17 protein-coding genes are annotated in these 18,048 nt (G+C 62.1%); 15 read left to right on the forward strand and 2 right to left on the reverse strand.

Annotated elements, in window-relative coordinates; genetic code table 11:
- Positions 1 to 4 precede the first annotated feature (4 nt).
- From AC1ECK_RS11445 to AC1ECK_RS11460, 4 genes are all read left to right on the forward strand, one after another.
- Complete coding sequence (locus AC1ECK_RS11445) at positions 5 to 1,351, forward strand: cytochrome C (RefSeq protein WP_480319003.1); 1,347 nt, start codon at positions 5 to 7, stop codon at positions 1,349 to 1,351.
- A 78-nt stretch (positions 1,352 to 1,429) separates the two neighbouring features.
- Entirely contained in the window at positions 1,430 to 2,104 is a 675-nt protein-coding gene (locus tag AC1ECK_RS11450; RefSeq protein WP_480319005.1) for a c-type cytochrome, read from the forward strand.
- 439 nt (positions 2,105 to 2,543) lie between these two features.
- Positions 2,544 to 3,767: a c-type cytochrome biogenesis protein CcsB gene (ccsB, locus tag AC1ECK_RS11455; protein ID WP_480319007.1), complete on the forward strand. Its 1,224-nt coding sequence runs from the start codon at positions 2,544 to 2,546 to the stop codon at positions 3,765 to 3,767.
- A 193-nt stretch (positions 3,768 to 3,960) separates the two neighbouring features.
- Complete coding sequence (locus AC1ECK_RS11460; protein ID WP_480319009.1) at positions 3,961 to 4,470, forward strand: DUF1269 domain-containing protein; 510 nt, start codon at positions 3,961 to 3,963, stop codon at positions 4,468 to 4,470.
- 98 nt (positions 4,471 to 4,568) lie between these two features.
- Here the strand turns inward: AC1ECK_RS11460 and AC1ECK_RS11465 are convergent, their stop codons facing one another.
- Positions 4,569 to 5,201 carry a lytic transglycosylase domain-containing protein gene (locus AC1ECK_RS11465; protein ID WP_480319451.1) on the reverse strand — a complete coding sequence of 211 codons (633 nt, stop codon included), beginning with the start codon at positions 5,199 to 5,201 and terminating at the stop codon, positions 4,569 to 4,571.
- A gap of 555 nt (positions 5,202 to 5,756) precedes the next feature.
- Between AC1ECK_RS11465 and AC1ECK_RS11470 the strand changes: the two genes are divergently transcribed.
- Complete coding sequence (locus tag AC1ECK_RS11470; RefSeq protein WP_480319010.1) at positions 5,757 to 6,539, forward strand: response regulator; 783 nt, start codon at positions 5,757 to 5,759, stop codon at positions 6,537 to 6,539.
- 18 nt (positions 6,540 to 6,557) lie between these two features.
- Here AC1ECK_RS11470 and AC1ECK_RS11475 read toward each other — a convergent pair whose 3' ends face one another.
- A complete protein-coding gene (locus AC1ECK_RS11475) occupies positions 6,558 to 7,691 on the reverse strand; it encodes a PAS domain-containing sensor histidine kinase (protein WP_480319012.1) in 1,134 nt (377 codons plus the stop codon).
- 416 nt (positions 7,692 to 8,107) lie between these two features.
- Here AC1ECK_RS11475 and AC1ECK_RS11480 point away from each other — a divergent pair, with 416 nt between their 5' ends.
- From AC1ECK_RS11480 to AC1ECK_RS11525, 10 genes are all read left to right on the forward strand, one after another.
- Positions 8,108 to 8,740 carry an SCO family protein gene (locus AC1ECK_RS11480; RefSeq protein ID WP_480319014.1) on the forward strand — a complete coding sequence of 211 codons (633 nt, stop codon included), beginning with the start codon at positions 8,108 to 8,110 and terminating at the stop codon, positions 8,738 to 8,740.
- 30 nt (positions 8,741 to 8,770) lie between these two features.
- A complete protein-coding gene (locus AC1ECK_RS11485; protein ID WP_480319016.1) occupies positions 8,771 to 9,460 on the forward strand; it encodes a response regulator in 690 nt (229 codons plus the stop codon).
- 166 nt (positions 9,461 to 9,626) lie between these two features.
- Positions 9,627 to 10,076 (forward strand): type II secretion system major pseudopilin GspG, encoded by a 450-nt coding sequence (gspG, locus tag AC1ECK_RS11490; protein WP_480319453.1) that lies wholly within the window; start codon positions 9,627 to 9,629, stop codon positions 10,074 to 10,076.
- A 63-nt stretch (positions 10,077 to 10,139) separates the two neighbouring features.
- Entirely contained in the window at positions 10,140 to 11,342 is a 1,203-nt protein-coding gene (locus AC1ECK_RS11495; protein WP_480319018.1) for a type II secretion system F family protein, read from the forward strand.
- 139 nt (positions 11,343 to 11,481) lie between these two features.
- Complete coding sequence (locus tag AC1ECK_RS11500; protein ID WP_480319454.1) at positions 11,482 to 13,131, forward strand: GspE/PulE family protein; 1,650 nt, start codon at positions 11,482 to 11,484, stop codon at positions 13,129 to 13,131.
- Positions 13,112 to 13,999, forward strand: coding sequence for a hypothetical protein (locus tag AC1ECK_RS11505; protein ID WP_480319020.1), 888 nt, complete (start codon positions 13,112 to 13,114; stop codon positions 13,997 to 13,999). The genes AC1ECK_RS11500 and AC1ECK_RS11505 overlap by 20 nt, the downstream gene beginning before the upstream one ends.
- Positions 13,996 to 14,526, forward strand: coding sequence for a hypothetical protein (locus tag AC1ECK_RS11510; protein ID WP_480319022.1), 531 nt, complete (start codon positions 13,996 to 13,998; stop codon positions 14,524 to 14,526). Before AC1ECK_RS11505 ends, AC1ECK_RS11510 begins: the two co-directional genes overlap by 4 nt.
- Complete coding sequence (locus AC1ECK_RS11515) at positions 14,523 to 15,098, forward strand: hypothetical protein (protein WP_480319024.1); 576 nt, start codon at positions 14,523 to 14,525, stop codon at positions 15,096 to 15,098. Before AC1ECK_RS11510 ends, AC1ECK_RS11515 begins: the two co-directional genes overlap by 4 nt.
- Complete coding sequence (locus AC1ECK_RS11520; RefSeq protein WP_480319026.1) at positions 15,095 to 15,784, forward strand: hypothetical protein; 690 nt, start codon at positions 15,095 to 15,097, stop codon at positions 15,782 to 15,784. The genes AC1ECK_RS11515 and AC1ECK_RS11520 overlap by 4 nt, the downstream gene beginning before the upstream one ends.
- Positions 15,785 to 18,046 (forward strand): secretin N-terminal domain-containing protein, encoded by a 2,262-nt coding sequence (locus AC1ECK_RS11525; RefSeq protein WP_480319028.1) that lies wholly within the window; start codon positions 15,785 to 15,787, stop codon positions 18,044 to 18,046.
- The last annotated feature ends 2 nt before the right edge of the window (positions 18,047 to 18,048 follow it).

Raw genomic sequence — 18,048 nt, forward strand, 5'->3', positions numbered from 1 at the left:
TAGGATGCTTTACTGTGGTTGGACGACGCTCGTCGTGGCGCTTTGTCTGTTCCATGCGTCTGCCGCACACGCTCTGCCGATATTCGCCCGTCAGACGGGACAAAGCTGCGTGGCGTGCCATGCCGGCGGCCAGTTTCCCGAACTCACGCCGTATGGACGCATGTTCAAGTTAAACGGCTATACCCTCGGTGAGCGCACGATTCCGCTCGCCGCGATGGCATCGGCCGATTTGAGCAAGACAAGGTACAACCTCGACTCCAACGGGATGCCTATCAATCCCAAAGATGGCCTGCCGATTTTCGATGCGGCCAGTATTTTCCTCGCAGGGAAAATAACCGACAAGATCGGCGCGTTTACCCAGTTTACGTACTCGAACTACGACCACCAGGACGGCAACGGCAAATGGCAGGGGCATTGGACCTCGGACAACACCGACTTCCGTTTCGTGGACAGGATCATGGGAGATGCCAACGACCTCATTCTCGGCATGACACTCCATAACAACCCGACCGTGCAGGACGTCTGGAACAGCGCGCCGGCATGGAGCTATCCCTACATTTCCTCCACGATCAGCCCGGTTGCACGCATCCACAACCTGCCCATCATAGAGGGCGCATTGGCCCAGCAGGTCGTAGGCCTGGGTGGCTACCTGTACTGGAACAAGACGGTCTATGCCGAACTGACCGCGTATAGCACGGCCGACGGCATCTGGTCATTCCTGAGTCATGGCAACAAGCCCGGCGACACGGCCCACCCGCAGATCTATCTGCAAGGCTACAACCCCTACGCGCGCATTGCCCTGACTCGCGACTGGGGGCCGCATAGCGTCATGCTCGGCGCGTTCGGCCTGAATGTTAACGTCTATCCCAACGATATAAACGCTTTCCCCGTATTCGGGCAAGGCCTGACGCGCTATCGCGATTACGGCGTGGACGCGCAGTACGAGTACCTGCTGGAGCCGCATACGATTACCGCACAGGCGCGCTATGTTCGGGAGAATATTCACGATCCGAATAATCTGGTTCTTGCCGATAACACGTCGGCCAATCTGAATACGCTGCGACTCAAGGCTTCGTACGTCTATCAGTCCAGGTACGGTATCAGTCTTTCGTTCTTCAATACGACGGGTAGCGCCGATAGTGCGGCTTACGCCAGCAGCGCGAATTTCACTCCTAACACGCAAGGCTGGATGCCGGAGTTATTCTGGATTCCTGTGCAAAACGTTCGCGTTGGCGTGCAGTACACCCATTTCACCAAATACCTGGGCGCGACGACCAACTACGACGGCAACGGGCGCAACGCAAGAGACAACGACACGCTGTTTGTCTATCTATGGGCAGCGTATTGGTGACGTTTATTTCGGGCTGCGCCTGGCCGTGGAGCGAAGCCGGTTAAAGGCGGTAAAGGGTGTGGTCTGGAGGTTCTCGACATGAACAAAGTCGCGCAATTCATTTCCCTCGGGATGTTGCTCGCCGGGTCGGCCTGTAACGATCTGGAACGGACCCGGGCGATCGACAATCCGGCTGTCCCCGGAAAGACAATCGCTCTGCAAGTTTGCTCGAACTGTCACGGTGCGAAAGGCGTTTCGGTGTCGCCCACCTTTCCCAAACTGGCGGGGCAACCACGGGAATACCTTGTTGCTCAATTGACGGACTTCAAGTCGCACGCCCGATCAGACCCGAACGCCAGGCGCTTTATGTGGGGCTTTACGCACCTGAGCGAGGCGCAAATCGACGAACTTGCCGCGTTTTTTTCCAGTCAGCAACCGGTTATGGGTGAACCCGGCGATCAATCGCTGATTCGCGAAGGGAAAGCGATTTATGTGTCCGGGTTGCCGGACAAGGGCGTTGCGGCATGCGTTTCGTGTCACGGCCAGCGTGGCGAGGGAATGAATCAGTTTCCGCGGCTCGCCGGTCAACACGCGGACTACATCATCAAGCAGCTATTGGTTTTCCAGCACGACGTCGATCAGCGACCGCGCGGAGAGGTCATGAAGGCGGTCTGCGGCAATATGTCGGAGCAGGATATGCGCGCCGTGGCGGCCTTCGTGGAAGCGTTTCCGCCAGAGACCGAGGCAGCGGCCAGCCCGCCGGTCGATCAATGAGCACGCTGCCTTGCCTGTCGCCACGCCCGCGGGCCTGGCGATTCAGATTCCAGGCCGCCCAGCTGGTCTGTGCTGCGCGGATGAACCGTTGCGCGACAACGGTGCCTGCAAGAACGTCTGCGTCGTTGCTGAGATTGCCCCGCTTGGGGGCATCAGTCGCGAAGTGGCGAACAGTTTGCGCTCCGTCTCCCCCTGGCGGGCGCTTTTTTTTCAATCTGCAATGCAAACTCACGGAGCGAATCGGCAAGCGGGCGCTCATCGCAGCAAGGGTTCTCCCGGTCACCTCCGGTGGCGGATGCGTGGGACGGGGAAGCGGCACTAAAGGACCGCGCCCTGGGATGCAGACGTCGAACGATGCGATGCTCAATGCGAGCCTGGAAGTCGGTCGATTGCATGCGGACGGCGTCCTGTCGATGCGATCCGCACAACGGAGAGGACCATGAACCTGACACGATGGTCCCCTGATGCCCGTGCGCGGAACCCGGCGCCTGTGCTCAAGTGGGATGTCTCGATGACCGCGGGTCCAACGGTGACTTCGCTCGACGAGCGTCCCTTCCTGAAACGCCTCGGCATTGTCGACTGGCTGTTCGCCGTCGTGATGGTTGCGGGCGCGGGGTTCGCGCTGTCGCGCTATCACCCGTTCATGAACGGCTACGACAAACTGGTGCTGTGCTGCGCAGTACCGGTGTTCGTCGTGCTGGGCTGGCGCTGGAAGCCGGTGCGTCCGCTGATGATGGGCATCGCCGCGCTGTCGCTGCTGGCGATCCAGATCTATCACGGCGATCTGACGCGCGCGGATAACGCGTTCTTCCTCAAATACTTCCTGTCGAGCCAGTCTGCGATTCTGTGGATGAGCGCGCTGTTCGTCTTCGCCACCGTCTTCTACTGGATCGGCCTGCTGTCGCGTTCGCCGAGCGGCGCTGCGATCGGTTCGACAATGACGTGGGCGGCGGTGGTGATGGGCTTTGTCGGTCTGATGGTGCGCTGGTACGAGTCGTACCTGATCGGCGCTGACGTCGGTCATATCCCCATCTCGAACCTGTATGAAGTGTTCGTGCTGTTCAGCCTGATTACGGCGCTGTTCTATCTGTATTACGAGCAGTACTACGACACGCGTGCGCTCGGTGCATTTGTGCTGCTGGTTATCAGCGCGGCAGTTGGCTTCCTGATGTGGTACTCGGTAGCGCGCGACGCCCAGCAGATCCAGCCGCTCGTGCCGGCGCTGCAGAGCTGGTGGATGAAGATCCACGTGCCGGCCAACTTCATCGGCTACGGCAGTTTTGCGCTGTCGGCAATGGTCGCGCTCGCGTATCTGGGAAAGGCGCGCGGCGTGCTGGCAGACCGCCTGCCGCCGCTCGATGTGCTCGACGACCTGATGTACAAGTCGATCGCCGTCGGCTTCGCGTTCTTCACGATCGCAACGATTCTCGGCGCGCTGTGGGCCGCACAAGCGTGGGGCGGTTACTGGAGCTGGGACCCGAAGGAAACGTGGGCGCTGATCGTGTGGCTGAACTACGCGGCCTGGCTGCATATGCGCCTGATGAAGGGCCTGCGCGGCGCGGTGGCGGCATGGTGGGCGGTGACCGGCCTGCTGGTGACGACCTTCGCGTTCCTCGGCGTCAATATGTTCCTGTCGGGGCTGCATAGCTACGGTCGACTTTAAAGGGAATGTCGGAGCGCTCGCGCTCTTCGCCCGAGGCTCCGGCATGGCGGAGCATGGTTCGACGAACGATACCCCCTGCGGGTCTCTACCCATTCCTTTCTGCGGGTATTCCTACTTTATCCCGCCGCCGCTGCGCACGAGAATATAGAGGCGGGATCTGGATGGATCCCGATCTACGGTCAGAGAGGCGGCCATGAGACGCATATACTTTTTGCTGCCGAGCACGCAATGTGCGCGGACGATTGTCGACGAGCTTCTGTTGAGGCGAGTCGACTGGCGGCACATCCATGTGATTGCCAACCATAATGTACGGCTCGACGATTTGCCGGCCGCCACGCTTGCACAGAGCAGCGACTTGCTGCACGCGCTGACGCGAGGGACGGCGGCGGGTTGCGCGACCGGAATGTTGACGGGCCTGGTTGCGCTGGCTTATCCGCCCGCGGGCCTGACCATTGCGGGCGGCGTTGTCGTTGCGCTTACGCTTGCGGGCGCCGGGTTTGGCGCGTGGACCGCGACGATGATCGGTGTCGATGTACCGAATACGCGGCTGAAACGCTTCGAAGAGGCGATCGAGCAGGGTGAACTGCTGATGATGATCGACGTTCCGAAGGATCGCGTCGAGGAAATTGAAGAGATGATCAAGCTTCATCACGCGGAGGCCGAGATCCGGGGAACGGAGCCGACCATTCCCGCATTTCCGTAGTCCGTTCCCGCATTCGGCAACAGTACGACCAGGCCGGCGGCCGGTCACGTCCAGATGTCGTTGGCACGAGTGCCGGCTTGCCGCGGGAGTCCGCAGCCTTAGCCGGCTGCGAGCATGCGCCGATAGCGCGCCAAAACCCGTGGCACGTAAAGGCGCGTTTCCGGCAGAGAGGGTACTCGATAGCCGGCCCTGATCACGGCATTTTCCCCAGCGTTATACGCGGCCACGGTGAGTTCGACATCGTCCTTGAAAAGATCGAGTAGGAAGCGCAGATACCGTGCCCCGGTCAGCACGTTGTCGCGCGGATTGAGCATGTCTCCACCGGCAAAACGACGTGCGGTCTCCGGCATGACTTGCATCAGGCCGAGCGCACCTTTGTCTGAAACCGCTTTCGGGTTGAATCGGGATTCGACGTCGATCACTGCGCGCAGCAGTTCGGGCTGAACGCGAAAGGTGCGGCTTGCTTCGTCGATCACATCCGCGAAGCGCGACGCGTCGCCGCTTTCGGATGACGGGGCCTGTGCACGCTTCGCATCGCGTTCCGGAGGCGGATCGCCGGCAACGATGACGGCCAGTCCGGCCTTGCCGGGTTCGTTGGTCAGGACGATCGCACCGTTACTCTCCACCGCTCCAAAAATCTCTGCGCGCGCCACACCCGATGACGCCACGCCAAGCACCGCGCATGCGATGAGGATCGCGTTTACCGGTCCGGATGAAGGGCTATGGTGCATGGTCGTGTTCTCCCGCATCTCAATTGTGGTGTGGGGAAAAGCACATCTGCAATGGGGCACCTCCCTACACTTTGAGACACACGACAGGCGCATCGGCGGGCTGTGCAGAATCGTTACATCCGTAATGAGCGGTAAACGCCGGCTATCGGATGCGTTTTGACCTGGGATAGTCGTCGGGGCGGAATATTTCTGATTCGGATCGATGGTTGGCAAGCTCTGCTTGAACGGTCGATTCAATGTGCAATATTTTCTCTATCAGTATTGCTACCAATCTCCAGTCCCCGGAAAATCCGTTCAAATTTGAAACATAACCCTGGCTAACTGCGATCGTTTCAAACGTCGTATGAATTGCGCATGCTGATCAATGCTGGCTTGCGGAGACATGGCGCGAACCTTGCAGCGCGGAGAGGCGTGCAGCATGGCTGCCTCGCAAATGAAACAGAAGATTAGGAATTCGAAAGTATGAGTTGCAAGGGAAAGACGAGACATGCGGTGGGCACTGTCTAGTGGCTGTACCACGTTGTCACGACCGGTTCATGGCTGCCGGGGGAAAAAATGAATACCAACTACCGTGTCGTAATCGTCGAAGACCACGATCTGCTGCGCAACGGTCTGCGCTCGATGCTTTCGGCGCAAGGGGACTATCAGGTCGTCGGTGAAGCGAGGGACGGCAAGGAAGCCTGTCAAATGGCGATGACGCTGAATCCCGATCTGATGCTGATGGATCTGTCGATGCGAGGCATGAACGGCATCGATGCCAGTGCGGCGATCAAACGCCGCTCGCCGCACGTGCGAATCGTGGTGCTCACGGTTCACCAGAGCGAAGAGTATGTGCGTGAAGCGCTGCGCGCCGGCGTCGAGGGTTACGTGCTGAAAGACGTCTCGTTCGATGAGCTGCTGGTCGCCATGCGTATGGTCATGCAGGGGAAGAAACATCTGAGCGCCGATGTGTACGGGTATATGGTCGACTCGTTCGTCACAGGGCACGAAGCGCACGCGCCAAAGAAGGCGTGGGACGTCCTGACGGCGCGGGAGCGCAGTGTGCTGAAACTGATTGCCGAAGGGCGTACCAACCGGCAAGTAGGGCAGTACCTGAATCTCAGCCCGAAGACGATCGAGAAGTACCGCGCCAGCATGATGCACAAGCTCAATATCGCCAACCTGACGGAACTGGTTCTCGTCGCCATCAGCATGGGCTTGCTGACTTCTCTGGCCGAGAAGTGCTCTGAGCCGAACGTTGACGACACGCCTGTCGGCTTGCCGGCCGCCCCGGATCTACCACCGGAATCGCCTGAAGACATGGGGTTGCCCAAGTACGGGCTGGGCGGGGCGCGCTGAGCGCCAACGGAAATTGCACTAGGCGGTCCATGCCGCCGAGACCAGCGTTCCGCTGGTACCGAACGACTGGATTGAAAACGTGCCGCCGTGCGACTCCACCCGGTGTTGCATGCCGATGAGGCCAAGCCCGGTTGTGCAGGCGTCTTCTGTCGACAGAGGACGGTTTTCGTAGCCGATGCCGTTGTCCTGAATCGTCATCAGCAGGCCGCCCGCAATACGCCGGAACCCGAGCGTGACTTCCGTGGCTGCGGCATGTTTGATGGTGTTGTTCAGCGCTTCCTGAGCGAGCCTGAATATGTCGGCCTTCAGATGCTCCGGCACGTCCTCGTCGCCGACGTCGCAGTTGAACACAATTGAGACGTTTTCGGCGCCGCGCTCGATACGCCGGCATAGCGAACTCAACGCGGCGGGCAGGCCGAGCTGATCGAGCATCAGCGGGCGCAGTTCGCCGCATATCTGCCTCACGTCGCCGATCGTCTCGCGAATTCTGAGCACGGTTGCATCCAGCAACTGGGCCGCGTCGTCGACCTGTCCGCGGCGTATCCGCATCAGCGCGTCCTCAGCCATCAGCTTGACGAGTGTCAATGCTTGCCCGAGGCCATCGTGCAGTTCCGCTGCAAGGCGTTGACGTTCTTTCTGTTGACCCATCGTCAGGTACGTCAGACGGTCTCGCGCGCTCGGATCGAGCAAACGTGTGGCATCCGCAAGTTCGGGCCCGGAAATCAGCGGTTCCTCAAAGAGCGTCAGCAACGCGCGGCGCCCGGTCTGGTTGCTGGGGACCGACTGCTGGTACAACGTGAGCCGGGTCGGGTGGCCAGTGCGGCCGCTGATTACCGCAGCAAAGGAGTGAAATTCGCGATGCGTGCTGACAGACAATTCGCTCGCGAGCGACGCGTGAAAATTGTCCGGCGCCATGTCGAGGAGTTGCTTGCCGACCAGCTCGGCAGTCGAGTAGCCGAGGAGGGCCGCCGCGGTACGGCTCGCCGACAGGAACATTCCATCTGGCGTGAGAACGGCAAGTGCCGCACCGCGCGCATCAGTGACGCTGCCGGTACCGGGTTCGTGGGGCCGGGCCGCAATGCAAAGCTTGCGCATAGCCTCGATCAGGTCGGCCAGCTTCACCTGCAATCCCGCGGGCTCGTTTGCATCCATTGGAGCTCCTGATGCGTTTTCTTAAGGATACCTTAAGCCTATAGCTGATTGTAAGCCTCGACTGAGGTTCACCGCAACCGGGCATGTACTGAGTGGCGATGTGGGAACCCCCGGCTGAACGCGGCGGGTTTTCCCGCAGTCGGACATGCCCTACCGTGCTTTGGGGGCTCTTATCCAATGACGCCCGCACGCAAATTCATGAGACTGAACATGCACGGCGGCGCGCCTTTCATGCGCTCACGCTGGTATCGACGCCGTACTCAGGATATCGATCGCCGAGGAACGCTGGTTGGGTCCGGGCCCGTTTCCGTCGTAGTGCCGGAACGCTCCGTCAGTGCAGTCGCGAAGCGGGTGGGCAGTCGACGTGACCTGCGCCTCGCGCGACTGAACCTTGCTTGTCACTTCTGGAGACAGCGATGAAAACGACCAACGTAGTCCTGATCGGCGTGGTCCTGCTGGCCGGCGCCGGACTGGCAGGTCCCGCGGCATGGTGCGCATCTGCCGCGGACGCCGCCGATGGCGCCGACGCGCATATGCATCATCACATGATGTCGGGGACGATGCGCTCCACCGTCGACTACACGCTGCCGCCGGTGAAGCTGGTCAGGGACGACGGCAAGAAGGTTTCGTTGATCGATGAACTGAATGACGGCCGGCCAGTGATCCTGACTTTCATCTACACCACGTGCACCACTATTTGCCCAATGGTCAGCCAGACGCTCGAGAAGTTGCAAAGCGAGTTGGGCAGCGATCGCGACAAGGTGCACATCGTGTCGATCTCGATCGATCCAGAGCAGGACACGCCGGCACGCCTCAGAGCGTACGCAGTCCGATTCGACGCCGGCCCGGAGTGGCGGCACTACACCGGCACCGTCGAGGCTAGCATTGCGACGCAACGCGCCTTCAACGTCTATCGGGGCGACAAGATGAATCACACGCCGGTTGTATTCGTGCGGGCGGCGCCTGGAAAGTCGTGGCTGCGTATTGACGGCTTCGCGACGCCGACGGAACTGCTGAGCGCCTACCATGATGCCGTTGCGTCCAACTAGCGGCGCACGGTGCAATCAGGAGCGACGAAATTGGCAAAACAGCATCGTGTGCTGATTGCGGAGGATCAGCATCTTTTGCGCAGCGGTCTTTGTCGCATGGTGTCCGAACTATGCGACTACCGCATCGTCGGCGAGGCGGGCGACGGACTCGAGGCATACCGGCTTGCGATCGCGACGACGCCCGATCTGATCCTGATGGATCTGTCCATGCCGGGCGGCAGCGGTTTCGAGGCGATCGCCGCAATCAAGCGCCGCGCCCCGCAGATTCGCATCATTGTCCTCACCGTTCACCGCAGCGAAGAACACGTGCGAGAGTCGTTTGCCGCGGGTGCCGACGGATATGTGATCAAGGACGCGTCATTCGAAGAGCTGGTCGGTGAGATGCGGCTGGTCATGCAGGGCAAGCGCAGCACGAATCCCGACGTTTGCGGTCGCTGCACCGGTTCGTCGGATCTCGCGCCAGGCACCCCGCCAAAAACGCACCTCTGGGATACGCTGACCGGCCGCGAGCGGTCGGTGCTGCGGCTGGTTGTCGAGGGGCACACCAACCGGCAGGTCGGCGAGCACCTGAAGCTGAGTCCGAAAACGATCGAAAAGCATCGCGCAAATCTGATGCGCAAGCTGGGCATCACGAACGTGACCGGTCTTGTGCGCATCGCAATCGACATGGGTGTGTTGACGCTGCCGGACGAACAACGCGTGCACAAGCCCTCCGTGTAAGCGCGGTGCAACTGGAGGGTCTTTACCCATGTCTTTGGACGGCTCTCCCTACTTCTTGCCCGTATCGACCTGAACAAGAATGCATTCAACGGCTTCGGCAAGGCCGAAGCGGTGGGTCGATACAGGGGGAGCCGTGCACAACGAATTGTCCTCTATCAAGCCCGGCATGCCCGGGTGTCCGCGGCAGTGCGTCCGTCCCGAAAGGCGCGTGCGATGCAGCCGCGGTTTCACGCTGCTCGAGCTGCTGGTGGTGATGGTCATCATCGGCTTGCTGGCGGGTCTCGTTGCCCCTCGATATTTCGAACAGGTCGGCAAGTCGAATACGAAGATCGCGCGCGCGCAGATCGTCTCGCTAGGGCAGGCACTCGATCAATACCGGCTGGATGTCGGGTCGTATCCGACGACCGAAGAAGGGCTGCAGGCGCTCGTGGCCAAACCACAGGACGCGGCACATTGGAGCGGGCCGTATCTGGCGAAGGCGGTGCCGGTCGATCCGTGGGATCGCCCGTACCAGTATCGGTCGCCGGGTGAACACGGCGACTACGATCTGTTTTCGCTTGGCAAGGATGGACGAGGCGGCGGTGTCGGCGAGAACACGACCGTTTCTTCGTGGTAAAGGCGCGCCGCGCGGTTGCCGCGACGCCGGGCCGGTAGCGGGTTGTTTGCAAGGAGAATCGACGTGAAGTACGTGCTGCGTGTCTTCGATACCAGTGGTGCGGTCCAGACGCTTCGCATCGATAGCGATTCCTCGTCGACTGCGGCGTCGCTCGCTCGCGCCCGCGGCCTTCGCGTTGTATCGGTTCGAGCCGAAGCGGGCCGGCGGCGCTACCAGAAGAACTGGGTGACGCTGCCCGGCGCCAGCTTCAACGTCGAACTGTTCGCGCGCGAACTCGCGGCCTTGCTCGACGCAGGCGTCGGCGTCGTCGACGCATTGCGCACGCTTGGCGGCAATGAGCGCCGCGAGGCTTCTGCGCAGGTGTACCGCGAACTGTTGCGGCTGCTGGAAGAGGGGCAGTCGCTCTCCGCGGCGCTCGAGCACGCGAACCACATTTTTCCGCCTGTGCTTGTCGCTTGCGTGAAGGCCAGCGAGCAAACCGGCGGCCTCGCGGATAGCTTGACCCGCTATTCGCGCAATAGCGCAATGCTGCACGAACTGCGTGGACGAGTGGTGTCGGCAGCGATCTATCCATCCGTTCTGCTGCTGGTGGGCGCGGCGGTCGTGCTGTTCCTGCTGGGTTTCGTCGTGCCGAGGTTCGCGACCTTGCTCGAGCACAGCGGGCGTGAGCTCCCGTTGCTCTCGCGCTTGCTGATCGCATGGGGCGGCATGGTGCACGCCCACGGGGCGGAGTTGAGCGCCAGCCTCGCTGTGCTGGCGGTGGCGGCCGGCTTTGCGCTGCGCAGACCGGCGGTGCGGAGCTGGATCGCCGATCGCATGTTTGCCCTGCCGGGCATTGGGCAACACTTCCGCATCTTTCGCCAGTCGCAGTTTTATCGCACGACCGCCATGCTGGTCGACGGCGGTATTCCCGCCGTGCGGGCGTTCGATCTTGCGCGTGGGCTGGTCGGCCGCGCAGACCAGGCCGCACTCGCGAACGCCCTGCAGCAGGTGCGCAACGGCACGAAGATCTCCGATGCGTTTCAGCAGGGCGGACTCGCCAACCCGATTTCCTATCGACTCCTGACGGTGGCGGAGAAGACCGGCGGCCTTGGGCCCGTTCTCGACAGAATTGCCGCGTTTCAGGAGGCGCAGGTGTCCCGCACGATCGATCTGATCTCGCGTTTGATCGAACCCGCGATGATGATTTTTATCGGTGTGGTGATCGGCGGAATTGTCGTGCTGATGTACATGCCGATTTTCGAAATCGCCTCGAGCATTCAATAGACCTTCCTGGAGAAAGCACGTGGATACCGTCAGCACGATTCCGGCAAGCGTCAATGCCGAACCGCGTGTCGAACTGCGCGACGCGCTGCGAACGCTCGGCGAGCTGCATGGTTCCGGGATTCGTGCGCTGGAAGAGTTGATGACACAGACGGCACTGAGCGCGGACGAGATGCGCACCAAACTGGCTGCGCAATTTCGCATGAAGCCGATCAGCATGCGCGAGTTGAACCAGTACGAACCCGATTTCGAGGTGATGTCGTTTGTCGAAGCGACGACCCGCCTGTGCGTGTGTTTTCGCGAGGCCGATGGAACACACGGTACAGACGGTACAAACGGTGCAAGCGGCACAGGCAGTGGCAAGGGTCTGCTGTTCGTCATCGCCGATCCGCTCGACGCGCGCACGCGAGGCTGCGTCGAACACCGCATGCGCTCGCGGCCGACCGTACCGTACCGTTGGGCGCTCGCGAGCGCGGGAGACATCAGCGCGTATCTGGCCGTGCGCGAAAAAGACGTGCGGGCGATGGACTCGCTGGCGTTCGACGACCCGATCCAGAATGCAGTCGATCCGTCTTCGCTCGCGTTGACGCTGCAGGGCATCAGTAGTGACGACAGCCCGGTGGTGAGGTTGCTCAACTCGACGATCTATGACGCGCTGAAGATGATGGCCAGCGACATCCACCTCGAATGCCGCGCCAACGGGTTGATGATCAAGTGCCGCGTGGACGGTGTGCTGACTGTGGTTGGCCGGGTCGAAGGCCGCGATGTCGCGGACCAGGTCCTGTCGCGCGTGAAAGTGATTTCCGAACTCGATATTTCCGAGCGCCGCGTTCCGCAGGACGGGCGTTTCAAGGCGCAGTACGCGGGACGCGACATCGATTTCCGCGTGTCGATCATGCCGAACCAGTTCGGCGAGGACGCGGTGCTGCGGATCCTCGACCGCTATCAACTTTCGCAGGCCTCCGGCGGTCTGACGCTCGAGGCGCTGGGCTTTCAGCAGGCCGATACACGCTTCATGCGCTCGATCGCGTCGATGCCGTACGGCATGTTGCTCGTGACTGGGCCGACAGGCAGCGGCAAGACGACGACGCTCTACGCGATTCTGACCGAGATCAACAATGGCCTTGAGAAGATCGTGACGATCGAGGATCCGGTCGAATATCAACTGGGCGACATCCTGCAGATTCCGGTCAACGAAGCGAAGGGGCTGACGTTCGCGCGCGGACTGCGGTCGATTTTGCGGCATGACCCGGACAAGATAATGGTCGGCGAAATCCGCGATCCGGAAACCGCGCAAATCGCTGTTCAGGCAGCGCTGACCGGTCACCAGGTGTTCACCACCGTGCACGCGAACAACGTGTTCGACGTGATCGGCCGCTTCACGAACATGGAGGTCGATCCGTACAGCTTTGTGTCCGCGCTCAACGGCGTCGTTGCCCAGCGTCTCTTGCGGCAGTGCTGTCCGGATTGCACGACCGATGAGGCGGTCGACGCGGACACGCTGGTCCGTTCAGGCATCGATCCGGATACCGCCGGCAGCTACCTGTTTCATCGCGGCACGGGCTGCGCGGCGTGCCGCGGCAGCGGGTATCGCGGACGCCGGGCAATCGCAGAAGCTTTGCGCATGAACGACGAGTTGCGGCAACTGCTGTCGGAACGTGCACCGCTTGGGGCGATCAAGGCGGCAGCGATGCGCTACGGCATGCAGTCGCTGCGTACCGCTGCAGTCGAGCTCGTGAAGCGCGGCGAAACGACTCTCGAGGAGATTAACCGTGTCACCATGGTTGAATAGTCCGGTTGCAATCGGAGTCGGCACGCGTGAGATTGTCGTCGGTGCGCGCGTGCCCTGGCCGTTGCGCCTGCGCAAATCGGCATCTGCCGCCGGGCCTGCCAGCGTTGCGATTCCCGAGGAGCGGTGCTGTACTGAACCAGGCGCACTCGATACGCTGCGCCGGGCGCTTGCCGGCACGCATCTCGCGACGCCCGCCGCCGATGCCGCGCCGGTGCCGCAGGAGTTTGTGCAGAAGCGTAGCGCATCCGTTGTGCTGGATGATTTCTGGGGCAATCACGCGATCTTGCGTGGCGATTTCCGCTCGCTGCGCGCGCGCGAACTCGAAGAGATCGCGTTAGCGCATTTCGCCGATACCTACGGGATCGACGGCGCGTCGCTGGTGGTGCGTTTCAGCGTGCAGCGCGGCGGCCGGGCTCTGTTTGCCAGCGCGATGTCGCGCGAATTGCTTGACGGTATCCACGACGTAAGTGCGGCCGAACACGTCGGGATCGGCCGCTTGACGCTATGCCTGCCGGCGATGCTCAATCGCATCGGCGCTGCGGCCGAGGGCGGTGCGGCGCTGCTGCTGTTCGTCGCGGACGAGCAGATGCAGGCGGTCATGATCGAGCAGCGTCGCTGGGTCGCCTACGACGCGCAGCGCCTGTTTCCCGGTGATGCGGGCGACGCGTGCCGGCTGGCCGAACTGGCCGAGCAATTGTTCGAACGCTGCGCACCCTGGACGAACCTGAAGCACGAAGACTGCAAGATCTATCTGTTCGGAATCGAGACCGAGCTGGCGCCGTTCGAAGCGCGTTTCGCCGCGGCAATCCGGCAGACACCGCTGGCGGACCGCTCGCCCGCGCATCGGCTGATGGAGTGTGCGCAATGATCCCGCGCCTCGACCTCGACTTCAGCCGGCGCCGCGCCGCCCCCGCGGCGGGCGGAGTGATCCTGCTGTGCGCCGCTGCCGTGCTGTTGCTCGCAAGCGGCGCGCGGCTCTGGCATGCGTACGCGGAAAACGAGCGCGCGCAGGCGCAACTGGAGGCCGTCCAGCGGCAGGCAATGGCAAGCCGGCATGTGGCGAAGGCGCCGTTGACGCCGGCCGCCAGGCTCGCGGAAAAGCAGAGCCAGTCGGTGCTGCGGGAATTGACCGTGCCGTGGCAGGACCTCTTTTCAATCGTCGAAGACTATCCGGATCGCGATGTCGCGCTGATCGGCATCGATCAGAACCCCGCGCAAAGCCAGATCCGTATCACGGCCGAGGCAAAAAACTTCGACGCGATGATTGCGTACTTGAAGTATCTGCAGACCAGCGTGCTGCTGCGAGAAGCCGTGCTCAACAATCACCTGATCGAGACGAACGTGCCGGGCCAACCGGTGCGCTTCCAGATCACGGCCGTCTGGAGGAAGTCATGAAAGCGGACCGCCTGCAGGACATGCTGTTGACGCTGCGCTTCGAGATGCAGCGCTGGTTCGGCTTGCCGGGACTGCTTGGCGCGCTGACGATCGGCGCGGCCGCCATCGTGGCCGTCTCGACTCCCAGCCTGGACACCGGGGCGCACGGAATGAACGAGATGCAGGATCCTGCGCGAGTCGCGCGGATGGCGAACGCGCATCGCCTTGCCGGCGAGCGCAGCGCGGCGGTGGATCCGGTCGCACTCGACACCTTGCCGGGACTGTTCCCGGGTTTCACGCAAAGCGCGAACGATATCGCCGCGATATTCGCGCAGGCCCGCGAGAGCAATTTGACGCTCGGCTCAGCCGAATATCAGGTGACGACCGAAGCCGGTGCGCCCTTTACGCGGTATCAGGTGCTGTTGCCCGTCAAGGATCAGTACAGTGCGATCCGGCGTTTTCTCGCGGCAGTCCTGAACAACGTGCCCAATGCGGCGCTCCAGGCGATCCACGTCGAGCGTCCTGCGGTCGACGGCAATATTCTCGATGCGCGGGTCCGCTTCGAGCTCATCTATCGGACAGCACAGCCATGAAAGCCGCTCTGGTTCAACGCGTTCGAGCTCATCTGCCGGATCGCGAAACCATCAAACCCGCTCTGGTGAAACGCGTGTTGCTGACGTTCTGCGGGATCGCCGTCGCGGGGCTTGGGTATCGCGCGCAGGTGGTGGCAACCCAGGCGCCGGCGGTGCTTGCCACGCTCCACGGGCAGGGGCATAACGACATGCGGACACGGCCTGCTTCCGTTCACCTTCAGTCCTCCACCTCGGCCATCTCCGCAACCTCGCGCGCAGCGGCGCCAGCACCGGTTCCTGCGTCGCGCGCCGGCGCCGCCAGCGCGAAGCCGACGATAGCGGCGCCGCCGCGTGCAGGGCTGGTCGCCCTGCGCGCGCCTCTGTCGATCGAATCGGCCAACAATCCGTTCGCCGCTTCTTCGTGGCTTCCGCCTCCGCCTCCTGTCGAGGCGCCGGTCGTAGCCGAGGTGCGCGCACCGGCGCCAACTGCACCGCCAGTGCCTTTTACTTACGTGGGCGAGCTGGATGCGAAAGCGGCGAAGCCGCAGGTATTTCTCAGCAACGGCGACCGCCTGCTGATCGTTTCACCGGGCGAAGTCGTCGATGACCAGTACCGTGTCGAGTCGGTTTCCGAATCCGACGTGGTGCTGACCTATCTACCGCTTAACCAGACGCAGGCCATCTCCATTCCAAGAGAGGCAAAGTAGATGAAAACCTCACGCACACGGGGTGCGAGCCGCATTGGGGACAGCGGCCCATCGAACCATCTCTCGCCACCTGTCTCGTTCCGCGCCCAGCGCATGCCAACCGGCGGGGGCGCGAGAAAGCGTGTGCTCGCGATCGCCGTCTCCATGCTTGCCATCAGCGGTTGCATGCACGTTCCGAACCGACAGGACGATCCGACCAACGCCGAGGTGAAAGTCAACTATCTGCACGATCGCGATGATGCGGTCAATGCGCTGCTCGATCAGGCCGACCAGTTGCGTCTGAGCTACCAGTTCGACGCCGCGATCCAGAAGCTCTATGCGGCGAGCCAGATCGATCCGACCAGCGAACGCGGCCGCAAGATCGGCGCGCTGATCGACCAGGACCGCCGCGATCTTGCGACCCTGCAGGAGGCGGACCGCATGATGCAGCGTGGCTCGTTTGGACCCGCAGCCGATCGTGTGCACCGGGTCCTGTTGGCGAATCCGACCAACCCGCTGGCATTGCAGATGGAAAAGGAAATCAACGACAAGATTCGGCAGCAACGCGCGGACAAGGAGGAGCAGCTTGCCGCTTCGTCGATCATGCGCACGCCGGTTACGCTGCAGTTTCGCGATGCCAACGTGCGGATGGTTTTCGAAGCGTTGTCGCGCACTTCGGGACTCAACGTCATTTTTGATCGCGACGTTCGTGCGGACCTGAAGACAACCATCTTCGTGACGAACGCTTCGCTGCAGGATACGGTCGACATGATCCTGATGCAGAACCAGCTCGACAAGAAGCAGCTCAATGCGAATACGCTTTTCATTTACCCGGCGACGCCGGCCAAGCAGCTTGAATATCAGGAATTGAAGGTACGCACGTTCCAGTTGTCGAACGTCGAAGCCAAACAGATCCAGTCGTTGCTGAAGAGCCTGCTGAAGATCAAGGAAGCCGTGATCGACGAGCGCGCGAATACCGTGACGATCCGCGGCACGCCTGACACCATCAAGGTTGCAGAGGAGATGATCGCCGCTCAGGATTTGCCGGAACCGGAGGTGATGCTGGAAGTCGAGGTGCTGGAGGTGTCGCACGAGCGCCTGTCCAATCTCGGGATCGAATGGCCGAACTCGTTCACGATGTCGACGCCGTCCACCGTGGACACATGGGGCGCGTTGCACCATCTTCCCATCAATGCGCTGAATGTCAGCGGTCTGTCCGCGACGGCGAACTTCAAGCTCACCGATACCGACGCGAATCTGCTGGCGAGTCCACGGATCCGGACGCGCAACAAGGAGAAGGCCAGGATATTGATCGGCGATAAGTTGCCGGTGATTTCGAGTTCCAGCACGCCGAGCACGAGCGGTCCGTCATACACGCAAATGATTCAGTACATCGATGTCGGCATCAAGCTCGAAGTGGAGCCGCAGGTCTATCGGGATGGCGATGTCGGCATCAAACTGAATCTCGAAGTCAGCAATATCACCAATACGATCCAGAGCGGCAATTCGCAGACAGGTCTGAGTTCGCTCGCTTATCAGATAGGAACGCGTAGCGCGTCGACAAGCCTGCGCCTCAGAGATGGCGAGAGTCAGATTCTCGGCGGCCTGATCTCCGATCAGGACCGCAGGTCGGCCGACAAGGTGCCCGGCCTCGGGCAATTGCCTGTGCTCGGGCGCCTGTTCTCGGACCACAACGGCGACCATACGAAGACGGAGATCGTGTTGCAGATCACGCCGCACATTGTCCGGCCGCAGCTCGCGGCGGATGTGGACACACAGGAGGTCTGGTCCGGCACCGACGTCAACGTGCACGCCGACCAGCTTCGACTCGATCCCGTCATGGCTGCCGCGGCGGCGCCCGGAGCGGCTGCCGTGAAGCCGCTGCCCGGCAGCGTAGGCGGTGGCACGGCAGGCGGCAAGTCCGCTCAGGCGGGTGCCGCGGCGAGCAGTTCGATGGCGGCTCCCCCGACCGGTTCGTTTGGCCAACTGCCGCCGGCGCCGCGCACGACGCCGCCTCCCTTGCCCTACGGCGGACGCTTCGCGCCGCAGCCGACTGCGCCAGCGCCGGTGCCGGTGCCCAATGCGCCGCCGGCAGCGGAGCAGGCGGGAGGCGAGGCGGAGCAGGGCGGTGCGGCAAACGGGGCGCCGGCGGCCGCCCAGCCGCCGGCGCCTGCCCAGACGGCGCCCGCACCGGCGCCCGCGCCCGCTCCGTCAATCTTGCAGATGCCGCCTGGCGACATGCCGAGCGATAACCCGCTTCGCTCGATTCAAAACGGGTACTGAGC

Source organism: Paraburkholderia sp. SSBN10T (assembly GCF_056619545.1).

Excerpts from the sequence above, each read along its gene's own strand:
- AC1ECK_RS11445 (WP_480319003.1), top strand. The coding sequence starts at position 5 with ATGCTTTACTGTGGTTGGACGACGCTCGTCGTGGCGCTTTGTCTGTTC.
- AC1ECK_RS11450 (WP_480319005.1), top strand. The coding sequence starts at position 1,430 with ATGAACAAAGTCGCGCAATTCATTTCCCTCGGGATGTTGCTCGCCGGG.
- ccsB (WP_480319007.1), top strand. The coding sequence starts at position 2,544 with ATGAACCTGACACGATGGTCCCCTGATGCCCGTGCGCGGAACCCGGCG.
- AC1ECK_RS11460 (WP_480319009.1), top strand. The coding sequence starts at position 3,961 with ATGAGACGCATATACTTTTTGCTGCCGAGCACGCAATGTGCGCGGACG.
- AC1ECK_RS11465 (WP_480319451.1), bottom strand. The coding sequence starts at position 5,201 with ATGCACCATAGCCCTTCATCCGGACCGGTAAACGCGATCCTCATCGCA.
- AC1ECK_RS11470 (WP_480319010.1), top strand. The coding sequence starts at position 5,757 with ATGAATACCAACTACCGTGTCGTAATCGTCGAAGACCACGATCTGCTG.
- AC1ECK_RS11475 (WP_480319012.1), bottom strand. The coding sequence starts at position 7,691 with ATGGATGCAAACGAGCCCGCGGGATTGCAGGTGAAGCTGGCCGACCTG.
- AC1ECK_RS11480 (WP_480319014.1), top strand. The coding sequence starts at position 8,108 with ATGAAAACGACCAACGTAGTCCTGATCGGCGTGGTCCTGCTGGCCGGC.
- gspG (WP_480319453.1), top strand. The coding sequence starts at position 9,627 with ATGCCCGGGTGTCCGCGGCAGTGCGTCCGTCCCGAAAGGCGCGTGCGA.
- AC1ECK_RS11500 (WP_480319454.1), top strand. The coding sequence starts at position 11,482 with ATGACACAGACGGCACTGAGCGCGGACGAGATGCGCACCAAACTGGCT.
- AC1ECK_RS11510 (WP_480319022.1), top strand. The coding sequence starts at position 13,996 with ATGATCCCGCGCCTCGACCTCGACTTCAGCCGGCGCCGCGCCGCCCCC.
- AC1ECK_RS11515 (WP_480319024.1), top strand. The coding sequence starts at position 14,523 with ATGAAAGCGGACCGCCTGCAGGACATGCTGTTGACGCTGCGCTTCGAG.
- AC1ECK_RS11520 (WP_480319026.1), top strand. The coding sequence starts at position 15,095 with ATGAAAGCCGCTCTGGTTCAACGCGTTCGAGCTCATCTGCCGGATCGC.
- AC1ECK_RS11525 (WP_480319028.1), top strand. The coding sequence starts at position 15,785 with ATGAAAACCTCACGCACACGGGGTGCGAGCCGCATTGGGGACAGCGGC.